This is a genomic window from Crystallibacter degradans (assembly GCF_012952295.1).
GTDB classification, from domain to species: Bacteria; Actinomycetota; Actinomycetes; order Actinomycetales; family Micrococcaceae; genus Crystallibacter; species Crystallibacter degradans.
In genome coordinates this window covers 78,944-95,272 of record NZ_JABBCH010000003.1, presented here as the reverse complement: position 1 = coordinate 95,272, position 16,329 = coordinate 78,944, and the positions used below count along the sequence as shown (strand labels likewise).

Annotated in this window: 18 protein-coding genes; 16 read left to right on the top strand and 2 right to left on the bottom strand. The window is 62.5% G+C overall.

What is annotated here, in order from left to right; all coding sequences use genetic code 11:
• From rpsG to tuf, 3 genes are all read left to right on the top strand, one after another.
• Nucleotides 1-471 carry a 30S ribosomal protein S7 gene (gene rpsG, locus HGO92_RS07100; protein ID WP_074701280.1) on the top strand — a complete coding sequence of 157 codons (471 nt, stop codon included), beginning with the start codon at nucleotides 1-3 and terminating at the stop codon, nucleotides 469-471.
• An 84-nt stretch (nucleotides 472-555) separates the two neighbouring features.
• Nucleotides 556-2,670 (top strand): elongation factor G, encoded by a 2,115-nt coding sequence (fusA, locus tag HGO92_RS07095; protein WP_169993250.1) that lies wholly within the window; start codon nucleotides 556-558, stop codon nucleotides 2,668-2,670.
• A gap of 226 nt (nucleotides 2,671-2,896) precedes the next feature.
• Nucleotides 2,897-4,087, top strand: a complete 1,191-nt coding sequence (tuf, locus tag HGO92_RS07090) for an elongation factor Tu (RefSeq protein WP_169993248.1) — start codon at nucleotides 2,897-2,899, stop codon at nucleotides 4,085-4,087.
• Between the two features lie 153 nt (nucleotides 4,088-4,240).
• Here tuf and HGO92_RS07085 read toward each other — a convergent pair whose 3' ends face one another.
• Nucleotides 4,241-4,621, bottom strand: a complete 381-nt coding sequence (locus tag HGO92_RS07085) for a VOC family protein (RefSeq protein ID WP_169993246.1) — start codon at nucleotides 4,619-4,621, stop codon at nucleotides 4,241-4,243.
• A gap of 233 nt (nucleotides 4,622-4,854) precedes the next feature.
• Here HGO92_RS07085 and HGO92_RS07080 point away from each other — a divergent pair, with 233 nt between their 5' ends.
• Entirely contained in the window at nucleotides 4,855-8,595 is a 3,741-nt protein-coding gene (locus tag HGO92_RS07080) for a hypothetical protein (RefSeq protein WP_169993244.1), read from the top strand.
• Between the two features lie 9 nt (nucleotides 8,596-8,604).
• On the top strand, nucleotides 8,605-8,745 hold the full coding sequence (locus HGO92_RS07075) for a hypothetical protein (protein ID WP_169993242.1): 141 nt from the start codon (nucleotides 8,605-8,607) through the stop codon (nucleotides 8,743-8,745).
• A 73-nt stretch (nucleotides 8,746-8,818) separates the two neighbouring features.
• Here HGO92_RS07075 and HGO92_RS07070 read toward each other — a convergent pair whose 3' ends face one another.
• On the bottom strand, nucleotides 8,819-10,291 hold the full coding sequence (locus HGO92_RS07070; protein WP_169993240.1) for a GH1 family beta-glucosidase: 1,473 nt from the start codon (nucleotides 10,289-10,291) through the stop codon (nucleotides 8,819-8,821).
• A 543-nt stretch (nucleotides 10,292-10,834) separates the two neighbouring features.
• Here HGO92_RS07070 and rpsJ point away from each other — a divergent pair.
• The 11 genes from rpsJ to rpsQ are packed head-to-tail and all read left to right on the top strand — an operon-like array spanning nucleotide 10,835 to nucleotide 16,173.
• Complete coding sequence (gene rpsJ / locus HGO92_RS07065) at nucleotides 10,835-11,143, top strand: 30S ribosomal protein S10 (RefSeq protein WP_003803825.1); 309 nt, start codon at nucleotides 10,835-10,837, stop codon at nucleotides 11,141-11,143.
• Nucleotides 11,144-11,159: 16 nt separating this feature from the next.
• Nucleotides 11,160-11,813: a 50S ribosomal protein L3 gene (gene rplC, locus HGO92_RS07060; RefSeq protein ID WP_169993238.1), complete on the top strand. Its 654-nt coding sequence runs from the start codon at nucleotides 11,160-11,162 to the stop codon at nucleotides 11,811-11,813.
• Between the two features lie 4 nt (nucleotides 11,814-11,817).
• On the top strand, nucleotides 11,818-12,420 hold the full coding sequence (gene rplD / locus HGO92_RS07055) for a 50S ribosomal protein L4 (protein ID WP_169993236.1): 603 nt from the start codon (nucleotides 11,818-11,820) through the stop codon (nucleotides 12,418-12,420).
• Nucleotides 12,417-12,722 carry a 50S ribosomal protein L23 gene (gene rplW, locus HGO92_RS07050; RefSeq protein WP_139005744.1) on the top strand — a complete coding sequence of 102 codons (306 nt, stop codon included), beginning with the start codon at nucleotides 12,417-12,419 and terminating at the stop codon, nucleotides 12,720-12,722. Before rplD ends, rplW begins: the two co-directional genes overlap by 4 nt.
• Nucleotides 12,723-12,752: 30 nt before the next feature.
• Complete coding sequence (rplB, locus tag HGO92_RS07045) at nucleotides 12,753-13,592, top strand: 50S ribosomal protein L2 (RefSeq protein ID WP_169993234.1); 840 nt, start codon at nucleotides 12,753-12,755, stop codon at nucleotides 13,590-13,592.
• A gap of 12 nt (nucleotides 13,593-13,604) precedes the next feature.
• Nucleotides 13,605-13,886, top strand: coding sequence for a 30S ribosomal protein S19 (gene rpsS / locus HGO92_RS07040; protein ID WP_074701289.1), 282 nt, complete (start codon nucleotides 13,605-13,607; stop codon nucleotides 13,884-13,886).
• Between the two features lie 39 nt (nucleotides 13,887-13,925).
• The gene (gene rplV, locus HGO92_RS07035) at nucleotides 13,926-14,291 is read left to right on the top strand and encodes a 50S ribosomal protein L22 (protein ID WP_074701290.1); all 366 of its coding nucleotides are present in this window, start codon (nucleotides 13,926-13,928) and stop codon (nucleotides 14,289-14,291) included.
• The gene (gene rpsC, locus HGO92_RS07030) at nucleotides 14,292-15,134 is read left to right on the top strand and encodes a 30S ribosomal protein S3 (RefSeq protein ID WP_169993233.1); all 843 of its coding nucleotides are present in this window, start codon (nucleotides 14,292-14,294) and stop codon (nucleotides 15,132-15,134) included.
• The gene (rplP, locus tag HGO92_RS07025; RefSeq protein ID WP_074701292.1) at nucleotides 15,135-15,551 is read left to right on the top strand and encodes a 50S ribosomal protein L16; all 417 of its coding nucleotides are present in this window, start codon (nucleotides 15,135-15,137) and stop codon (nucleotides 15,549-15,551) included.
• Nucleotides 15,552-15,553: 2 nt separating this feature from the next.
• A complete protein-coding gene (gene rpmC / locus HGO92_RS07020; RefSeq protein WP_169993231.1) occupies nucleotides 15,554-15,886 on the top strand; it encodes a 50S ribosomal protein L29 in 333 nt (110 codons plus the stop codon).
• Nucleotides 15,883-16,173, top strand: a complete 291-nt coding sequence (gene rpsQ / locus HGO92_RS07015; RefSeq protein ID WP_074701294.1) for a 30S ribosomal protein S17 — start codon at nucleotides 15,883-15,885, stop codon at nucleotides 16,171-16,173. The genes rpmC and rpsQ overlap by 4 nt, the downstream gene beginning before the upstream one ends.
• Nucleotides 16,174-16,329: the final 156 nt, after the last annotated feature.

Here is a 16,329-nt window from a genome sequence, read left to right as displayed (position 1 = left end):
ATGCCCCGCAAGGGTCCGGCCCCCAAGCGGCCGCTAGTTGTAGATCCCGTCCACGGTTCCCCCATGGTCACCCAGCTGATCAACAAGGTTCTGGTCGACGGCAAGAAGTCCACCGCGGAGCGCATCGTTTACGGTGCCCTTGAAGGTGTCCAGACCAAGACCGGCGGCGATCCCGTTGCCGCTCTGAAGAAGGCCATGGACAACGTCCGGCCTACCCTCGAGGTCCGCTCCCGCCGCGTCGGTGGCGCCACGTACCAGGTTCCCGTTGAGGTCAAGCCGGGCCGTGCCACGGCTCTGGCCCTGCGCTGGCTGGTTGGCTACTCCAAGGCCCGCCGCGAGAAGACCATGACCGAGCGTCTCATGAACGAGATTCTGGACGCCTCGAACGGTCTCGGTGCCGCTGTGAAGCGTCGCGAAGACACCCACAAGATGGCCGAGTCCAACAAGGCCTTCGCCCACTACCGCTGGTAAAAAACCTTTACCGACGACGGCGGCTGGATCGCTCAGCTGCCCACCGCCGTCGTTGGTTGGGGCTCACCTAAAAAGGGAGAAACTGTGGCACTCGACGTGCTTACCGACCTTAATAAGGTCCGCAATATCGGCATCATGGCCCACATCGATGCCGGCAAGACCACCACTACTGAGCGCATCCTGTTCTACACGGGTGTCAGCCACAAGATCGGCGAAACGCACGACGGCGCTTCGACGACCGACTGGATGGAACAGGAAAAGGAACGCGGCATCACCATCACCTCTGCCGCGGTGACCTGCTTCTGGGACAACAACCAGATCAACATCATCGACACCCCGGGCCACGTGGACTTTACGGTTGAGGTCGAGCGCTCCCTGCGGGTCCTCGACGGTGCCGTTGCAGTCTTCGACGGCAAGGAAGGCGTCGAGCCGCAGTCCGAGACCGTGTGGCGCCAGGCCGATAAGTACGAAGTGCCGCGTATCTGCTTCGTCAACAAGATGGACAAGCTCGGTGCGGACTTCTACTTCACCGTCGACACCATCATCAACCGCCTGGGTGCCAAGCCGCTGGTTATGCAGCTGCCGATCGGTGCCGAGAGCGAGTTCGTCGGTGTTGTGGACCTGCTGACCATGAAGGCCCTGACCTGGCCCGGCGACTCCAAGGGTGACGTCACCATGGGTGCCGCCTACGAGACCGGCGATATCCCGGCGGACCTGCAGGCCAAGGCCGAGGAATACCGCGCCCTGCTGGTCGAGGCTGTTGCAGAATCTTCCGACGAACTGATGACCAAGTTCCTCGAAGGTGAAGAGCCCTCGATCGAGGAGCTCAAGGCCGGCATCCGCAAGATGGTTGTCAACTCGGAGATCTACCCGGTCTTCTGTGGCTCCGCGTTCAAGAACCGCGGTGTGCAGCCGATGCTGGACGCCGTCATCGATTACCTGCCTTCCCCGCTGGACGTTGCGTCGATGATCGGCCACGACCCGCAGAACGAGGAAAAGGAACTGACGCGCAAGCCGAGCGAGGACGAGCCGTTCTCCGCGCTTGCGTTCAAGATTGCCGCGCACCCGTTCTTCGGTCAGCTGAACTTCATCCGCGTTTACTCCGGTAAGGCCGTGGCGGGTCAGCAGCTGCTGAACTCCACCAAGGGCAAGAAGGAGCGTCTGGGCAAGCTGTTCCAGATGCACGCCAACAAGGAGATGCCGGTCGACGAGCTGCATGCCGGCCACATTTACGCCGTCATCGGCCTCAAGGACACCACCACCGGCGACACCCTGTGTGCACCCGATGCCCCGATCGTCCTCGAATCGATGTCCTTCCCGGAGCCGGTGATCTTCGTGGCCATCGAGCCGAAGACCAAGGGCGACCAGGAGAAGCTGTCCACAGCTATCCAGAAACTCTCCGCTGAGGACCCGACGTTCACCGTCAGCCTGAACGAAGATACCGGCCAGACCGAAATCGGCGGCATGGGCGAGCTCCACCTGGACATCCTGGTGGACCGCATGCGCCGCGAATTCAAGGTCGAGGCCAACGTCGGTAAGCCGCAGGTGGCGTACCGCGAAACGATCAAGAAGGCTGTCGACAAGGTCGACTTCACCCACAAGAAGCAGACGGGTGGATCCGGCCAGTTCGCAAAGGTCCAGGTGGCCTTCGAGCCGCTGGACACTTCCGAAGGCGTCTTCTACGAATTCGAGAACAAGGTCACTGGTGGCCGTATCCCCCGCGAGTACATTCCCTCGGTGGACCAAGGTATCCAGAGTGCCCTGCAGCTCGGTGTGCTGGCCGGCTACCCGCTGGTCGGCGTGAAGGCCACTCTGCTTGACGGCGCCTACCACGACGTCGACTCTTCGGAAATGGCGTTCAAGATCGCCGGTTCCCAGGTGCTGAAGGAAGGCGTCAAGCGCGCCAACCCGGTCCTGCTCGAACCGCTGATGGCCGTTGAAGTACGTACCCCTGAGGAATACATGGGTGACGTCATCGGTGACCTGAACTCCCGCCGCGGCATGATCCAGTCCATGGAAGATGCCTCGGGCGTAAAGGTTGTCCGCGCCAACGTGCCGCTGTCCGAGATGTTCGGTTACATCGGCGACCTGCGTTCCAAGACGCAGGGTCGTGCTGTGTACTCGATGCAGTTCGACAGCTACTCTGAGGTCCCGAAGGCAGTTGCCGACGAGATCATCCAGAAGACGCGCGGCGAGTAAATTTCGGTAGCGTCCCGGTTCGCCGGGACAACACCAAAGGCAGTGGGCCGGTCACTCCGGTGGACGGCCCACTGCACCGCAGGCCGAGGGTAACGGCAAGTTGCCGGTACCTGAAGAAATCTGTAATTTCACCAAATACAAAAGCCCGAAGTAGACTTGTTCAGGTTTCGGTAACGAAAAGCGTTACCGAAGAGCAATTCTTCTCAAAACGTTCTAGGAGGAACCCGTGGCGAAGGCAAAGTTCGAGCGGACTAAGCCGCACGTCAACATCGGCACCATCGGTCACGTTGACCACGGTAAGACCACGTTGACCGCTGCTATTTCCAAGGTGCTTGCTGACAAGTACCCCGATCTCAACGAGCAGCGTGACTTCGCAGCTATCGACTCTGCCCCGGAAGAGCGCCAGCGCGGTATCACCATCAATATCTCGCACATCGAATACCAGACCGAGAAGCGCCACTACGCACACGTAGACGCCCCCGGTCACGCTGACTACATCAAGAACATGATCACTGGTGCAGCTCAGATGGACGGCGCAATCCTCGTGGTTGCCGCTACCGATGGTCCGATGGCTCAGACCCGCGAGCACGTTCTGCTGGCCCGCCAGGTTGGTGTTCCCTACCTGCTGGTCGCGCTGAACAAGTCCGACATGGTTGAAGACGAAGAGCTCCTCGACCTCGTCGAAATGGAAGTTCGCGAACTGCTCAGCTCGCAGGACTTCGACGGCGACAACGCTCCGGTCATCCGCGTTTCGGGCCTGAAGGCTCTGGAAGGCGACCCGCAGTGGGTCAAGTCCGTTGAGGACCTGATGGAAGCCGTTGACGAAAACGTTCCGGACCCGGTCCGCGACAAGGACAAGCCGTTCCTGATGCCGATCGAGGACGTCTTCACCATCACCGGCCGCGGTACCGTTGTTACCGGCCGCGCCGAGCGTGGTACCCTCGCCATCAACTCCGAGGTCGAGATCGTCGGTATCCGTCCGGTCCAGAAGACCACGGTTACCGGTATCGAGATGTTCCACAAGCAGCTCGACGAGGCATGGGCCGGCGAGAACTGTGGTCTGCTGCTCCGCGGCATCAAGCGCGAAGACGTAGAGCGTGGCCAGGTTGTTGTGAAGCCGGGTTCCATCACCCCGCACACCGACTTCGAGGCCAACGTCTACATCCTGTCCAAGGATGAAGGCGGACGCCACAACCCGTTCTACTCGAACTACCGCCCGCAGTTCTACTTCCGTACCACGGACGTAACCGGCGTTATCACCCTGCCGGAAGGCACGGAAATGGTTATGCCCGGCGACAACACTGAGATGACCGTTGAGCTCATCCAGCCGATCGCTATGGAAGAGGGCCTCGGCTTCGCTATCCGTGAGGGTGGCCGCACCGTTGGATCAGGTCGCGTTACCAAGATCATCAAGTAATTACTTGGTTCCTGGGTAATCGTACCGGTGCAGTTGCACCGGTTTGAGATCAGGAAAACCCCCGCTGTTTACAGCGGGGGTTTTCTGTCTTAACTCCCGTTGGCTGGCTCCGGCCGATACCGGCCCGGGACGGTCGTACTGGCTGAACTCCTCTCAGACGGGTTGGTGGAGGCAGAGAACGTTCCCTTCCGGGTCGGCAAACCATGCGCAACGGAGGTTGTCGCTGGTCGCGATGTGGTCGATGGTCTTCAGACCCGGCAGGTCGTAGTCTTCGAACCTGATGCCCCGGCCCTCGAGATCCTTCATCTCGGCTTCCAGATCCGCTACCTCGAAACTGACGGCCGTGTTCTGCGACGGAGTGGCATCCGGCCGGCGCAGCAGTTCGAGTGCAGTGGCTCCGTCGGTGGAGAAAATGAACGTGTCGTCGTCCATGAGGCCCTGAGGGTCGAGACCAAGCGACTTCTCATAGAAATCGCGTGCGCGGTCCAGATCCTTCACGGGCAGGACCGCTGTCATTTTGGTAGTGCTGAGCACTGCGTCCAACTCCCTTCGTGCAATCGGCGTGCGGACATCTACAGAATAGTCTTCCGCGGGCGCGATGAACCTGCCGATTAGCGACAATTTTCAGCACGCCACAGGCTGCTCGATAGGACCGGGATCGTGGACAAGCTCCGGCTTATCCACAGCCCCGGAATCCGGTGTGGTGCCCCGCCAGATGGCTCATATACTGAGCAGAACAGTCTCAATAATGAAGAGGTCCGGGGGATATGGAGCTATTCGCGGTCATCCTGCTGGCCGGCGTGGCGTTTATTGCGGGATGGTTCATCAGCCTCCGCCGCGCCGGTGCCAATGAAGTCCAGGGAACCTGGGCGGCCAAGTTGCCTCCGCCGGCCCAGGTTTACGAGGAGGGCTACCACCAGGGGTACCTGGATGCACAGGCGGCCATGGTGCCCGCGGGCGGTGTTCAAACGGAATCCGCAGGACAGGCTCCGGAACCCCCGGTTGCTACGCAACTGGAACCTGCACCGCAGACCACAACGGCGCAGCCAAACCCCGCCTTCGGGCCGCCTTCGCAGGACTTGCCGCAGGGGCCTCTGGCTGGGCATCAGCCCGGCCTTCACCCGGAACAGCCTCTGCCCGGCTACCATCCCGTGCCAGGGCAACACCCCGTTCCGAACGTTTCGGAGCAGGCGGCTCCCGTCCTCGATCCTGCAGTGGCCGCGCGTCATCGTGAAGAAGAGGAACGAGAGCGGGTACGGGCCAAGCAGCGGCGGGACCTGCGCAATATCAACATCACCCTCTACTCGGCGAGCCTGCTGCTCGTGGCCGCGGCGGCGCTGTTCATCGGTTCCGCCCTGCCTGCCAGTGCCCGGGCGGTGACGATATTTGCCGTAACTCTGCTGTTTTACGCTGCCGGCTTGGCGGTTTATACGCGAGCACCACGGCTGCGTCCGGCCGGCATTGCCTTCACCGGCACCGGACTGGCACTGCTGCCCGTGGCCGGCCTGGCGCTGTATAATTTCGTCCTCGCCGACGCCGCCGGTAGCTGGTTGATAACGGCACTCGTCGGCACGGCAGCCTACGCCTACGCCGCCGTGCGGATGCAAAGCCGGGTGGTGGCATACCTGAGCTTGCCGTTCTTTATCTCCATCGCCTGGTCGGCCGTGGCCGTGCTGGGCGGTGCATTGGTCTGGTACTTCACCTTTTCCATTGCCTTGGCGGCCACGTTCAGCCTCGTCTCCTACTTCCGCCCCCGGTGGGTGCCCGGCGTGTATGGCGCGGCCCTGGTAGCGGTGCACCGTTACCTCACACCCCTGGCCGTGCTGGCCGCGTTCTTCGTGGGGGACCAGTTGCAGGCGGGCGACTACGCGCTGCTGCTCGCCATGGCTGTCGGCTACTACGGCGCCATGCTGTTCACAGGCGGAGCGCAGGACAAACTAGCCAATATCTATGGGCTCCGCATCGCGGTGTCTTTGGCCGCCATGTATCTGGTTGTGGCGGCCGGCGGCAACTGGCCCTGGGCGTTGTTCACCGTGGCCGCAGTGCTGGCGGTTCAGGCGGCGGCGTTGGCGGTGTTCGCCCCGGTCTGGCTTCGGTTCCTCAAGGACCGTCCGTGGGTCCGGCACCGGACGGCGGACGGTGCCGGACTGGCCGCATCGATCTTCCGTATTGATCTGGGAACGGTCTTCGCCCTGCAGGCATTGCTGACCTTGCTCCAGGTCCTCGATGGCATCGGCGCAACAGGCAGACCCGGGCCGGAGCCGGTGCTCATACTGCTGGTCCTTGCCGCTTCCGCCTTCACCATCGCTTGGAAATTCCGTGGCTGGGCGGAGTCGCTGATAGCGCTGCCGGCCCTATCAGCCGCGGTCCTGCTGGAGTGGAGTAATCCATGGCGGCAGGAACTGCTACTGGGACTGGCCCTGGTCTATTTGCTGGCCCGCATCCGCGCGTCGGCCGGGCAGGAGCGCCTTTGGGTCGTTTCCGCGGCGCGCGGCGCGGCGACGCTGCTATTGCCGACCACGGCCCTGACCCATCTGCCGCAACTCGGCATGGAACAGGACCTGGCCGGACGCACGGCGCTGCTTGTCCTGGCTCTGGGATTGGTGGTGAACCAGGTCGCCAGCACCGTGCTGCTGGACCGCGGGGTCGGCAGTGCGGCACCCCGGCTGACTGTGCTCGTCTCCGCAGTACTGGGCTTCGCGACCACATGCGGGCTCATAGCCGCGGAACTCCCTGCAGACCCGGGTGTTCAAGACGGCGGCGTCCACCTGGGGTACCTGGTGTTCTGGGCCTGGACTGCCGCCGGAGTGGCGTCTTCCTTCGTGCTGACGCCGCGTAGCCGGCACCAACCCGCCAACCTCGGCAAACGGGCAGAGACCACGCTGGATGCCCCGGCCGGACTGATGGAACCGCTGGCTCCCGTTATCCTGGCCGCCGGCGCGCTGCTGGGGACATCTTTCCTCGGCGTCCGGGGATACGAGATCCTGGTCGGCGTCGTCTTGGTTTACGCCGCGGCCATGGTAGCCATCTTGCGGAACCGTGGAGGCAAAGGCGTGTATCTGCTCGCGGCCCAGCTGTCGCTGACCGGGCTGGTGGCATTGATCGGGCAGGATCTGGACGCCAGCATCCATGTGCTTTTCGTCCTTGTCGCCTGCACAACGGCACTCCAGGAGGCCGCGCGCCTGCTCGCCCGGGGGCGGCTGGGGGAGTACGGGCTGCAGAGAGTCTCTGCGTGGCTGGGCCTTGTTCTGCTCGTGGTTCTGCCGTGGGTCTATAGCGCGGCAGTTGCTGCGCCGCAGCGGGGCGTCGTCGTAGTGCAGTTGCTCCTGTTGATCGCCGTAGCCGCTGCCCGGTTACGGCAGCAGCAGGGCGCCGGGCCCAGCGGGTACGTCAGCGTGTACGGCTTGGCTACCCTTACTGCCGTGATCACCGACGCGGCGCCGCTGGCAGAGACGGGCTGGCTGCCGGCCCTGCTGTCGGCGGACGGCGGCGCGCTGGCAGCGCTGCTGTTCGGGGCCGTTGCCGCAGTTCTGCGCGTGCTCAGGCGGGGGGAGCGGCTGCGCTATCTGCTCCTTGCCGCCACGGCCGTTTTCATGTTGGAGGCATTGGCGTTGTCGCTGGTGGAAGATGCTTGGATGACGCCGGTGGCCCTGTTCGGGGCGGCGGTGCTGTTCTTCGTACTGTCGCACCGCGAGCAGCTGCCCTGGCTCTACGCCGGTGGTGCCGTTTCAGTCCTGGCAGCCGCGTTTGCCTTGATGCAGCGACTGCAGGAAGTGGCACTGCTGGACTTTGCCAGTGGGCCCGCACAATGGCTGGCCGCAGCATGGCTCACGGCAGTACTGCTGTACGGCTTCCGGCTCACGCTGCGTGAACGCGAAGATGCGGATCCGGTGCGGGCGGTCATCCTGACCGGTGTGGCTCTTAGTGTGCTGGGTCTGGTGTCAATGCTGGCCATCTTCCCCGGGCCTACTGCTATTGCGGCATCCTTGTCCATCATCGTGGCGGCCGCTCTGGCTGTGATCGAAACGCCGGAGCGGGCACGCGAGGCGGCGGCTGAGGGCGCCTTCTTTGTGTTCGTCCTTGCTGTGCAACGGCTCTATGCAGTTGCCGCCGGCTGGATCGATCCGTTCTGGGCGTTGCAATGGTGGATTGTTGCCGGCGCTCTGGTTGCTGCCTACGAGTTCGTCCGCGGTCGGGATCAACGTGGGACGATCGTGCTGGCCGCCGCTGCCGGCGGGCTGTCGCTGTCCGGCTTCGGAACGATCATTCTGAGCGACGCCGGCAAACAGATCTGGGCGTTGCTGGGCCATGGCGGGCTGCTCGTAGCGGGAGTTGTGCTGTCGCGGAGACTGTTCACCGTGTGGGGAGCGGTGGGCATTGCTTTGGCGCTGCTGTGGTTTATGCGCGGCTTTACGTTCCTGCTGCTGGCCTTCGCCGCATTGGCTCTGTTGGCCTTCGCCGTCTGGAAATTGATGCGGCACGGCAAGCAGGACGCGGAGCGGCAGTAGGATCGGACCATGGAGTGGATAGTCTTTTGGATCGTTATCGGCATTGTGGTGGCTGTAGCCGGGGCCGCCGTGTGGGGCCGCAAGTACTTCCGGCATGAAATCGACCGGGCCAAGCGGATCCGTCGCGCCAACCAGGACGGCGAACGCTAAGCGCGTACGCGGTCGGGGCGCGAAGTGCCGGCCGATGCTGCGTCGGAGGCTGCGGACTGCCGTCGCCGGCACATCAGCGACGGAGACTGCTGGTGTCGGCAGCCCGTAGCGAGGTGATTTCCTGCAGCCAGTTGTAGGAGGACTTCGGAATGCGCTGCTGGGTTTCGAAGTCCACGTACACCAGCCCGAAGCGTTGGCTGTAGCCGGCGGCCCACTCGAAGTTGTCCATCAGCGTCCACACGTAATAGCCCCGCAGGTCGATCGACTCGGCAGGTCCGCCGGGAGCGGTGGCGTTCAGGGCCGCCGCCAGATGGTCACCGAGGTAGCTGATGCGGTTTACATCTGCAACGTGTGGCTCCAATGTCAGGGCATCCTGGACCACAACATCCGGAAAGCTGGCGCCGCCCTCGGTGATGAAGACCGGCGGTAACCCCGGATACCTGTTCGCCATTTCCGTCAGGGCCACGGCGAGGTACTCCGGCGCGATCGGCCAGCCGAAAGCCGTGCGATCGTACTGCGGCCAGCCGGTGATGTGGAAGGGCAGGTCCGGACTGTCCTCGAGCATGTGCTCCGGCACCCCCTCCGGAATGGCATCTGGACCGGTGTTAGGTCCCGAGCCGGGCGCAATCCTGGTCGGGAAGTAGTAGTTGAGCCCGTAGAAATCCAGCGGCTGGCTCATGATCGCCAGATCCTCCGGGGAAACATCTGTGAGGTAATGCAGGAACGGTGTCAGCAGCGGATTGAAGTCCGAGTACCGGCCCAGCAGGACCGGGTCGGAGAACATTGCGTTGTGCAGGATGTCGAAGAGCTCCACCATCAGGTCATTGGCAAAGCCGCCGCGGGCGGAGACCACGGGGGAATACACGTTGGTAATGCCCAGCTCACCGGGAACATTGGCACTGCGCAGCGCCTGGATGCTCAGCCCGTGGGCCAGGATCATATGGTGCGCTGCCGGCAAGGCTTCGAACAGGCCCGGATAACCCGGGGCATGGATGCCCAGGGCATAGCCGTTGAGGGTTACGGTGGTGGGCTCATTGATAGTGACCCAGCGGTGGACCCGGTCGCCGAAGGCCTCCGCGGCGAGGCCTGCGAAGTCGGCCAGTCGGTAAGCGGTATCGCGGTTGAGCCATCCGCCGGCCTGCTCGAGTGGCAGCGGGGTATCCCAGTGGTAGAGCGTGCACATGGGGGAGATGCCACGCTCCAGCAACTGATCGAGGAGCCGGTCGTAGAAATCGATGCCCGCCTGGTTGACCTGACCGCGGCCGTCCGGCTGGATACGCGGCCAGGAAAGGGAGAAGCGGTACGAGTCGACGCCCAGGGCATGCAGCAGTTCAACGTCTTCGGGCATCCGGTGATAGTGGTCGCAGGCGACGTCGGCCCGGTCACCGTTGACGATATGGCCATCCTGCTGGGAGAAGGCGTCCCAGCCCGAGGGCCCGCGGCCGTCTTCGGCCACGGCACCTTCGATCTGAAAGGCGGCCGTGGCAACTCCCAGCGTGAAGTCCGGCGGGATCAGTGCTGCAAGGCTCTGCGGTGTCATGCCCATGACTATGTCCTTAGAACAAGCAGGCGGCGGCCGAAGGAGCCGTCGATAATCAGAAGCATCTCACTTCAAGCCCGTCACGTCACGGCAATTTTTGGCGTGTGCAGACAAATGGCTATGCTGGGGAAGAGAACACATTGGATGTTCAGGTCGGACCGGAGTGTATACCCGGCCGGTGCAGATGCCCGGCAACCCGGCGCAGATTGGCGTTTCATGCCGATATCTGCCACACTAGATGAGTTGTTCAAGCGCTTCCTTATGTCGTCGTGCGAAACCGCGTCCCGCCCGGGATAATGCCCGGGGCCAGGGTCAGGTTCCACTTAGGCGGAGAAGCCCAAATATAACCCGCCCCAATTTTGCATGGGTTTCGTGCGCAGAATATTCGCGACACGCCCGAGCGCGGGGGTCGGAGCCTCGGCAGGGTGAGGAACCCGGAAATTTCCGGATTCAGTCTGTTGGAGGAGCGCCAGGCATGGACTTGATCCGGCCGGAGGGGCGCAGACCGGAAATTAACAGAGCAGCACTGAGAAAGAGAGCGGAGACGCCATGGCGGGACAGAAAATCCGCATCCGTCTGAAGTCATATGACCATGAGGTCATTGATGTTTCAGCACGGAAGATCGTTGAGACGGTCACGCGTGCAGGCGCAACGGTAGTCGGCCCCGTGCCGCTGCCCACCGAGAAGAACGTGTACTGCGTTATTCGTTCGCCGCACAAGTACAAGGACAGCCGTGAGCACTTTGAAATGCGTACTCACAAGCGTCTGATCGACATTATTGACCCCACGCCGAAGGCCGTTGACTCGCTCATGCGTCTTGACCTGCCTGCTGACGTGAACATCGAAATCAAGCTGTAGGGGAGTGCGGATAAATATGTCTACCACTACACGCCAGGTAAAGGGACTGCTGGGCACCAAGCTCGGCATGACCCAGGTCTGGGACGAGAACAACCGCCTTGTGCCGGTAACTGTCGTCCAGGCTGACTCCAACGTCATCACTCAGCTGCGCAATGCAGATGTTGATGGTTACACCGCCGTCCAGATCGGCTTCGGCCAGATCGACCCCCGCAAGGTGTCCAAGCCGCTGGCTGGTCACTTTGAGAAGGCCGGTGTTACCCCCCGCCGCCACGTAGTTGAACTGCGCACCTCAGATGCAGACACCTACGAGCTGGGCCAGGAGCTCTCCGTGGAGACCTTCGAGACCGGCCAGAAGGTCGACGTCGTCGGAACCTCCAAGGGTAAGGGCTTCGCCGGTGTTATGAAGCGTCACGGCTTCCATGGTGTTGGTGCCTCCCACGGTGCCCACAAGAACCACCGCAAGCCCGGTTCCATCGGTGGCGCATCCACCCCGGGCCGCGTCTTCAAGGGCCTCAAGATGGCTGGCCGCATGGGCGCCGTCCGCCACACCACACTGAACCTGACCGTTCATGCTGTGGACACTGAGAAGTCGCTGCTCTTGATCAAGGGTGCCGTTCCCGGTGCCCGCGGCTCGGTCGTTCTCGTCCGTTCCGCTGTGAAGGGAGCCTAGTTCAATGGCTAACACTGTAAATGTCGATCTGCCTGCAGAGATCTTCGACGTACAGACCAACGTGCCGCTGCTGCACCAGGTTGTCGTCGCGCAGCTCGCTGCCGCCCGCCAGGGCACGCATAAGACCAAGACCCGCGCCGAGGTTTCGGGTGCAGGCCGCAAGCCGTTCAAGCAGAAGGGCACCGGCCGCGCCCGTCAGGGTTCCATCCGTGCACCTCACATGACCGGCGGTGGCGTTGTCCACGGTCCGACCCCGCGCGATTACAGCCAGCGCACCCCCAAGAAGATGAAGGCTGCTGCCCTGCGCGGCGCCCTGTCCGACCGGGCACGCAACGGCCGCATCCACGTTCTCGAGTCCCTGGTTGCCGGCGAGAAGCCGAACACCAAGGGTGCCCTCGAGTCCCTGCGGTCTATCTCTGACCGTAAGAACCTGCTCGTTGTTATCGAGCGCGCCAACGATGTTGCGGCCCTGAGCCTGCGCAACATCACGGAAGTTCACACGATCTACGTAGATCAGCTGAACACCTACGACGTGCTGGTTTCCGACGACGTGGTCTTCACCAAGGCAGCCTACGAGGCTTTCGTCAACAAGGAGGACGCCAAGTGAGCGCGACCACCGCAAAGGATCCCCGCGACGTCGTCATTGCACCCGTCGTTTCGGAGAAGAGCTACGGCCTGATCGACGAAGGTAAGTACACCTTCCTGGTCGACCCGCGCTCGAACAAGACCGAGATCAAGCTGGCCGTGGAGAAAATCTTCTCCGTCAAGGTCGACTCGATCAACACCATCAACCGTGCCGGGAAGCGCAAGCGCACCCGTTTCGGATGGGGACAGCGCAAGAACACCAAGCGCGCAATTGTCACCCTGAAGGAAGGCACAATCGACATCTTCGGCGGTCCGCTTTCTTAAGCGGAGACCACTTTAACGAGGAAATAAACTATGGGAATCCGTAAACACAAGCCGACTACGCCGGGCCGACGCGGCTCTAGCGTTGCCGACTTCGCTGAAATCACGCGATCGACGCCGGAAAAGTCGTTGGTTCGTCCCCTGACCAAGTCGGGCGGCCGTAACAACTCCGGTAAGATCACTACCCGCCACAAGGGTGGTGGCCACAAGCGCGCCTACCGTCTGATCGACTTCCGTCGTCACGACAAGGACGGCGTGCCGGCCAAGGTTGCCGAGATCGAATATGATCCGAACCGTACCGCCCGTATCGCACTGCTGCACTACGTTGATGGCACCAAGCGTTACATCCTTGCTCCAGCCAAGCTGAAGCAGGGCGACGTTGTTGAGGCCGGCGCCAGCGCCGACATCAAGCCCGGCAACAACCTGCCGCTGCGCAACATCCCCGTGGGTACTGTTATCCACGCTGTTGAACTGCGTCCTGGCGGCGGTGCCAAGATGGCCCGCTCCGCCGGTGCCTCGGTACAGCTCGTTGCCAAGGAAGGCAAGTACGGCCAGGTCCGTCTGCCCTCCGGCGAAATCCGCAACGTTGACGTGCGCTGCCGCGCATCCATCGGTGAGGTCGGCAACGCCGAGCAGTCCAACATCAACTGGGGCAAGGCCGGCCGCCTCCGCTGGAAGGGCGTTCGCCCGACCGTCCGCGGTGTGGCCATGAACCCGGTCGACCACCCGCACGGTGGTGGTGAAGGTAAGACCTCCGGTGGACGCCACCCGGTCAACCCGAACGGTAAGCCTGAGGGCCGCACCCGCCGCCCCAACAAGGAAAGCGACAAGCTCATTGTGCGTCGCCGTCGTACTGGCAAGAACAAGCGATAGGAGCCTGGAGACATGCCACGCAGCCTGAAGAAAGGCCCCTTCGTCGATCAGCACCTCTTTGTCAAGGTAGCTGCAGAGAACGAAAAGGGCACCAAGAACGTCATTAAGACGTGGTCCCGCCGTTCGATGATCGTCCCCGACATGCTCGGGCACACGATCGCCGTACACGACGGACGCAAGCACATTCCGGTGTTTGTCACCGAGTCGATGGTCGGGCACAAGCTCGGCGAATTCGCCCCGACGCGGACTTTCCGCGGCCATGTGAAGGACGACCGTAAGGGCAAGCGCCGCTAGGCGCCTGCTCGTACGGCAGAAGACGAGAGAAGGAAAGCAATGGAAGCCAAGGCTATTGCGCGCCATATTCGCGTGACGCCTATGAAGGCCCGGCGCGTCGTCAACCTTGTTCGTGGCAAGCAGGCGAATGAGGCTCTGGCAATTCTGAAGTTTGCCCCGCAGGCAGCTTCAGAGCCGGTCAGCAAGGTACTCGCATCGGCAGTCGCCAACGCCCGCGTTCTCGCGGACCGTGACGGCGTCGCCTTTGACGAGAGCGACCTGTACATCAGCGAAGCATTTGTCGATGAAGGCCCGACCATGAAGCGGTTCCAGCCGCGTGCCCAGGGCCGCGCCTACCGCATCAACAAGCGGACCAGCCACATCACACTTGTTGTCGCTACCCCGGAGAAAGAGGAGGACCAGTAAGTGGGACAGAAAGTAAACCCGCACGGATTCCGACTCGGTATCACCACCGACCACGTTTCCCACTGGTTCGCTGACAGCAACAAGGCCGGCCAGCGTTACAAGGACTTCGTTCGCGAAGACGTCAAGATCCGCCAGCTTATGTCCACGGGCATGGAGCGGGCAGGTATTGCCAAGGTTGAGATCGAGCGCACCCGTGACCGTGTCCGCGTGGACATCCACACCGCACGCCCCGGTATTGTTATCGGCCGCCGCGGTGCAGAAGCTGACCGCATCCGCGGCGAGCTCGAAAAGCTGACCGGCAAGCAGGTACAGCTGAACATCCTTGAGGTCAAGAACCCCGAGATCGAAGCACAGCTCGTTGCCCAGGGCATCGCCGAGCAGCTGACTTCCCGCGTGGCTTTCCGCCGCGCGATGAAGAAGGCAATGCAGTCCGCACAGCGGGCCGGCGCCAAGGGTATCCGCGTTCAGTGCTCCGGCCGCCTGGGTGGCGCCGAAATGAGCCGTTCGGAGTTCTACCGCGAAGGCCGTGTGCCCCTGCACACCCTCCGCGCGAACATCGACTACGGCTTCTTCGAAGCCAAGACCACCTTCGGCCGCATCGGCGTGAAGGTCTGGATCTACAAGGGCGACGTTACTGCCAAGGAACTGGCTGCGCAGCAGGCTGCAGCTCCGTCCCGCGGCCGTGGCGGAGACCGTCCGGGCCGCGGCCCGGCAGACCGCGGTGGCGAACGCCGTCGTCGTAATGACCGTCCTGCGCCGGCTTCGGCCGATGCAGCTCCCAAGGCCGAGGCTCCGGCTGCTGAAGCAGCTGCCGCTCCGGCTGCCGAAGGAGGACAGGCTTAAATGCTTATCCCACGTCGAGTCAAGCACCGTAAGCAGCACCACCCGGGTCGTTCCGGCGCTGCAACGGGCGGCACCCAGGTCAGCTTCGGCGAGTGGGGTATCCAGGCGCTTACGCCTGCATACGTCACCAACCGGCAGATCGAAGCAGCCCGTATCGCTATGACCCGCCACATCAAGCGTGGCGGTAAGGTCTGGATCAACATTTATCCGGACCGCCCCCTGACGAAGAAGCCGGCCGAAACCCGTATGGGTTCCGGTAAGGGTTCGCCGGAGTGGTGGGTTGCCAACGTCAAGCCGGGCCGGGTTCTGTTCGAACTCTCCGGTGTCAGTGAAGAGGTAGCTCGCGAGGCACTGCGCCTGGCGATCCACAAGCTCCCGTTGAAGGCACGCATTGTGCGTCGCGAAGGTGGTGAATAGAAATGGCAATTGGTTCAAAAGAATTGGCAACTGACCAGCTCGAGACTTTCGATAAGGACCGTCTCACAGAAGAGCTGCGCAAGGCCAAGGAGGAACTGTTCAACCTCCGTTTCCAGTCCGCCACCGGTCAGCTGGAGAACCACGGCCGCCTCAAGGCAGTCAAGCGCGACATCGCCCGCATCTACACGGTGCTGCGTGAGCGCGAGCTGGGCATCCGCCCCGACGTCGTAGCTCCCGTTGAGGAAGCTAAGACCGAGAAGAAGGCAAAGAAGTCCAAGAAGGCTGAGCCTGCAGAAGATGCAGAGACTCCGGCCACCGAGGATGATGCCAAATGAGTGAGAAGGAAGCATCTGTGACTGAAGCAGCACAGGCTCGTGGCAACCGGAAGACCGCCCGCGGCTACGTTGTCTCGGACAAGATGGATAAGACCATCGTCGTCGAGATCGAAGACCGCAAGAAGCACGCCCTTTACGGCAAGGTTCTTCGTCGGAACTCCAAGATCAAGGCCCATGACGAGCAGAACACCGCCGGCATCGGCGACCTGGTCGTCGTCGCCGAGACTCGGCCGCTGTCCGCTACCAAGCGGTGGCGTCTGGTCGAGATCGTCGAAAAGGCCAAGTAGACCCTAGGGTTTACGGTTGGGCCCGTCCGTTTCGACGGGCGGGCCCGACCCCTTAGATTTCCCGCCCATAGCTGGTTTGCGGCAGATGCCGCAAGCCGGTCGGGACCGGGTTTGAAGGGGAGCGATCCTCTTGAAAAATACGAGCCCCTGGCCGCT

Excerpts from the sequence above, each read along its gene's own strand:
- rplC (WP_169993238.1), top strand. The coding sequence starts at position 11,160 with ATGTCTACCACTACACGCCAGGTAAAGGGACTGCTGGGCACCAAGCTC.
- rpsQ (WP_074701294.1), top strand. The coding sequence starts at position 15,883 with ATGAGTGAGAAGGAAGCATCTGTGACTGAAGCAGCACAGGCTCGTGGC.
- rpmC (WP_169993231.1), top strand. The coding sequence starts at position 15,554 with ATGGCAATTGGTTCAAAAGAATTGGCAACTGACCAGCTCGAGACTTTC.
- HGO92_RS07075 (WP_169993242.1), top strand. The coding sequence starts at position 8,605 with ATGGAGTGGATAGTCTTTTGGATCGTTATCGGCATTGTGGTGGCTGTA.
- rplV (WP_074701290.1), top strand. The coding sequence starts at position 13,926 with ATGGAAGCCAAGGCTATTGCGCGCCATATTCGCGTGACGCCTATGAAG.
- rplB (WP_169993234.1), top strand. The coding sequence starts at position 12,753 with ATGGGAATCCGTAAACACAAGCCGACTACGCCGGGCCGACGCGGCTCT.
- rpsG (WP_074701280.1), top strand. The coding sequence starts at position 1 with ATGCCCCGCAAGGGTCCGGCCCCCAAGCGGCCGCTAGTTGTAGATCCC.
- rpsS (WP_074701289.1), top strand. The coding sequence starts at position 13,605 with ATGCCACGCAGCCTGAAGAAAGGCCCCTTCGTCGATCAGCACCTCTTT.
- rplP (WP_074701292.1), top strand. The coding sequence starts at position 15,135 with ATGCTTATCCCACGTCGAGTCAAGCACCGTAAGCAGCACCACCCGGGT.
- rplD (WP_169993236.1), top strand. The coding sequence starts at position 11,818 with ATGGCTAACACTGTAAATGTCGATCTGCCTGCAGAGATCTTCGACGTA.
- rpsJ (WP_003803825.1), top strand. The coding sequence starts at position 10,835 with ATGGCGGGACAGAAAATCCGCATCCGTCTGAAGTCATATGACCATGAG.
- HGO92_RS07080 (WP_169993244.1), top strand. The coding sequence starts at position 4,855 with ATGGAGCTATTCGCGGTCATCCTGCTGGCCGGCGTGGCGTTTATTGCG.
- HGO92_RS07070 (WP_169993240.1), bottom strand. The coding sequence starts at position 10,291 with ATGGGCATGACACCGCAGAGCCTTGCAGCACTGATCCCGCCGGACTTC.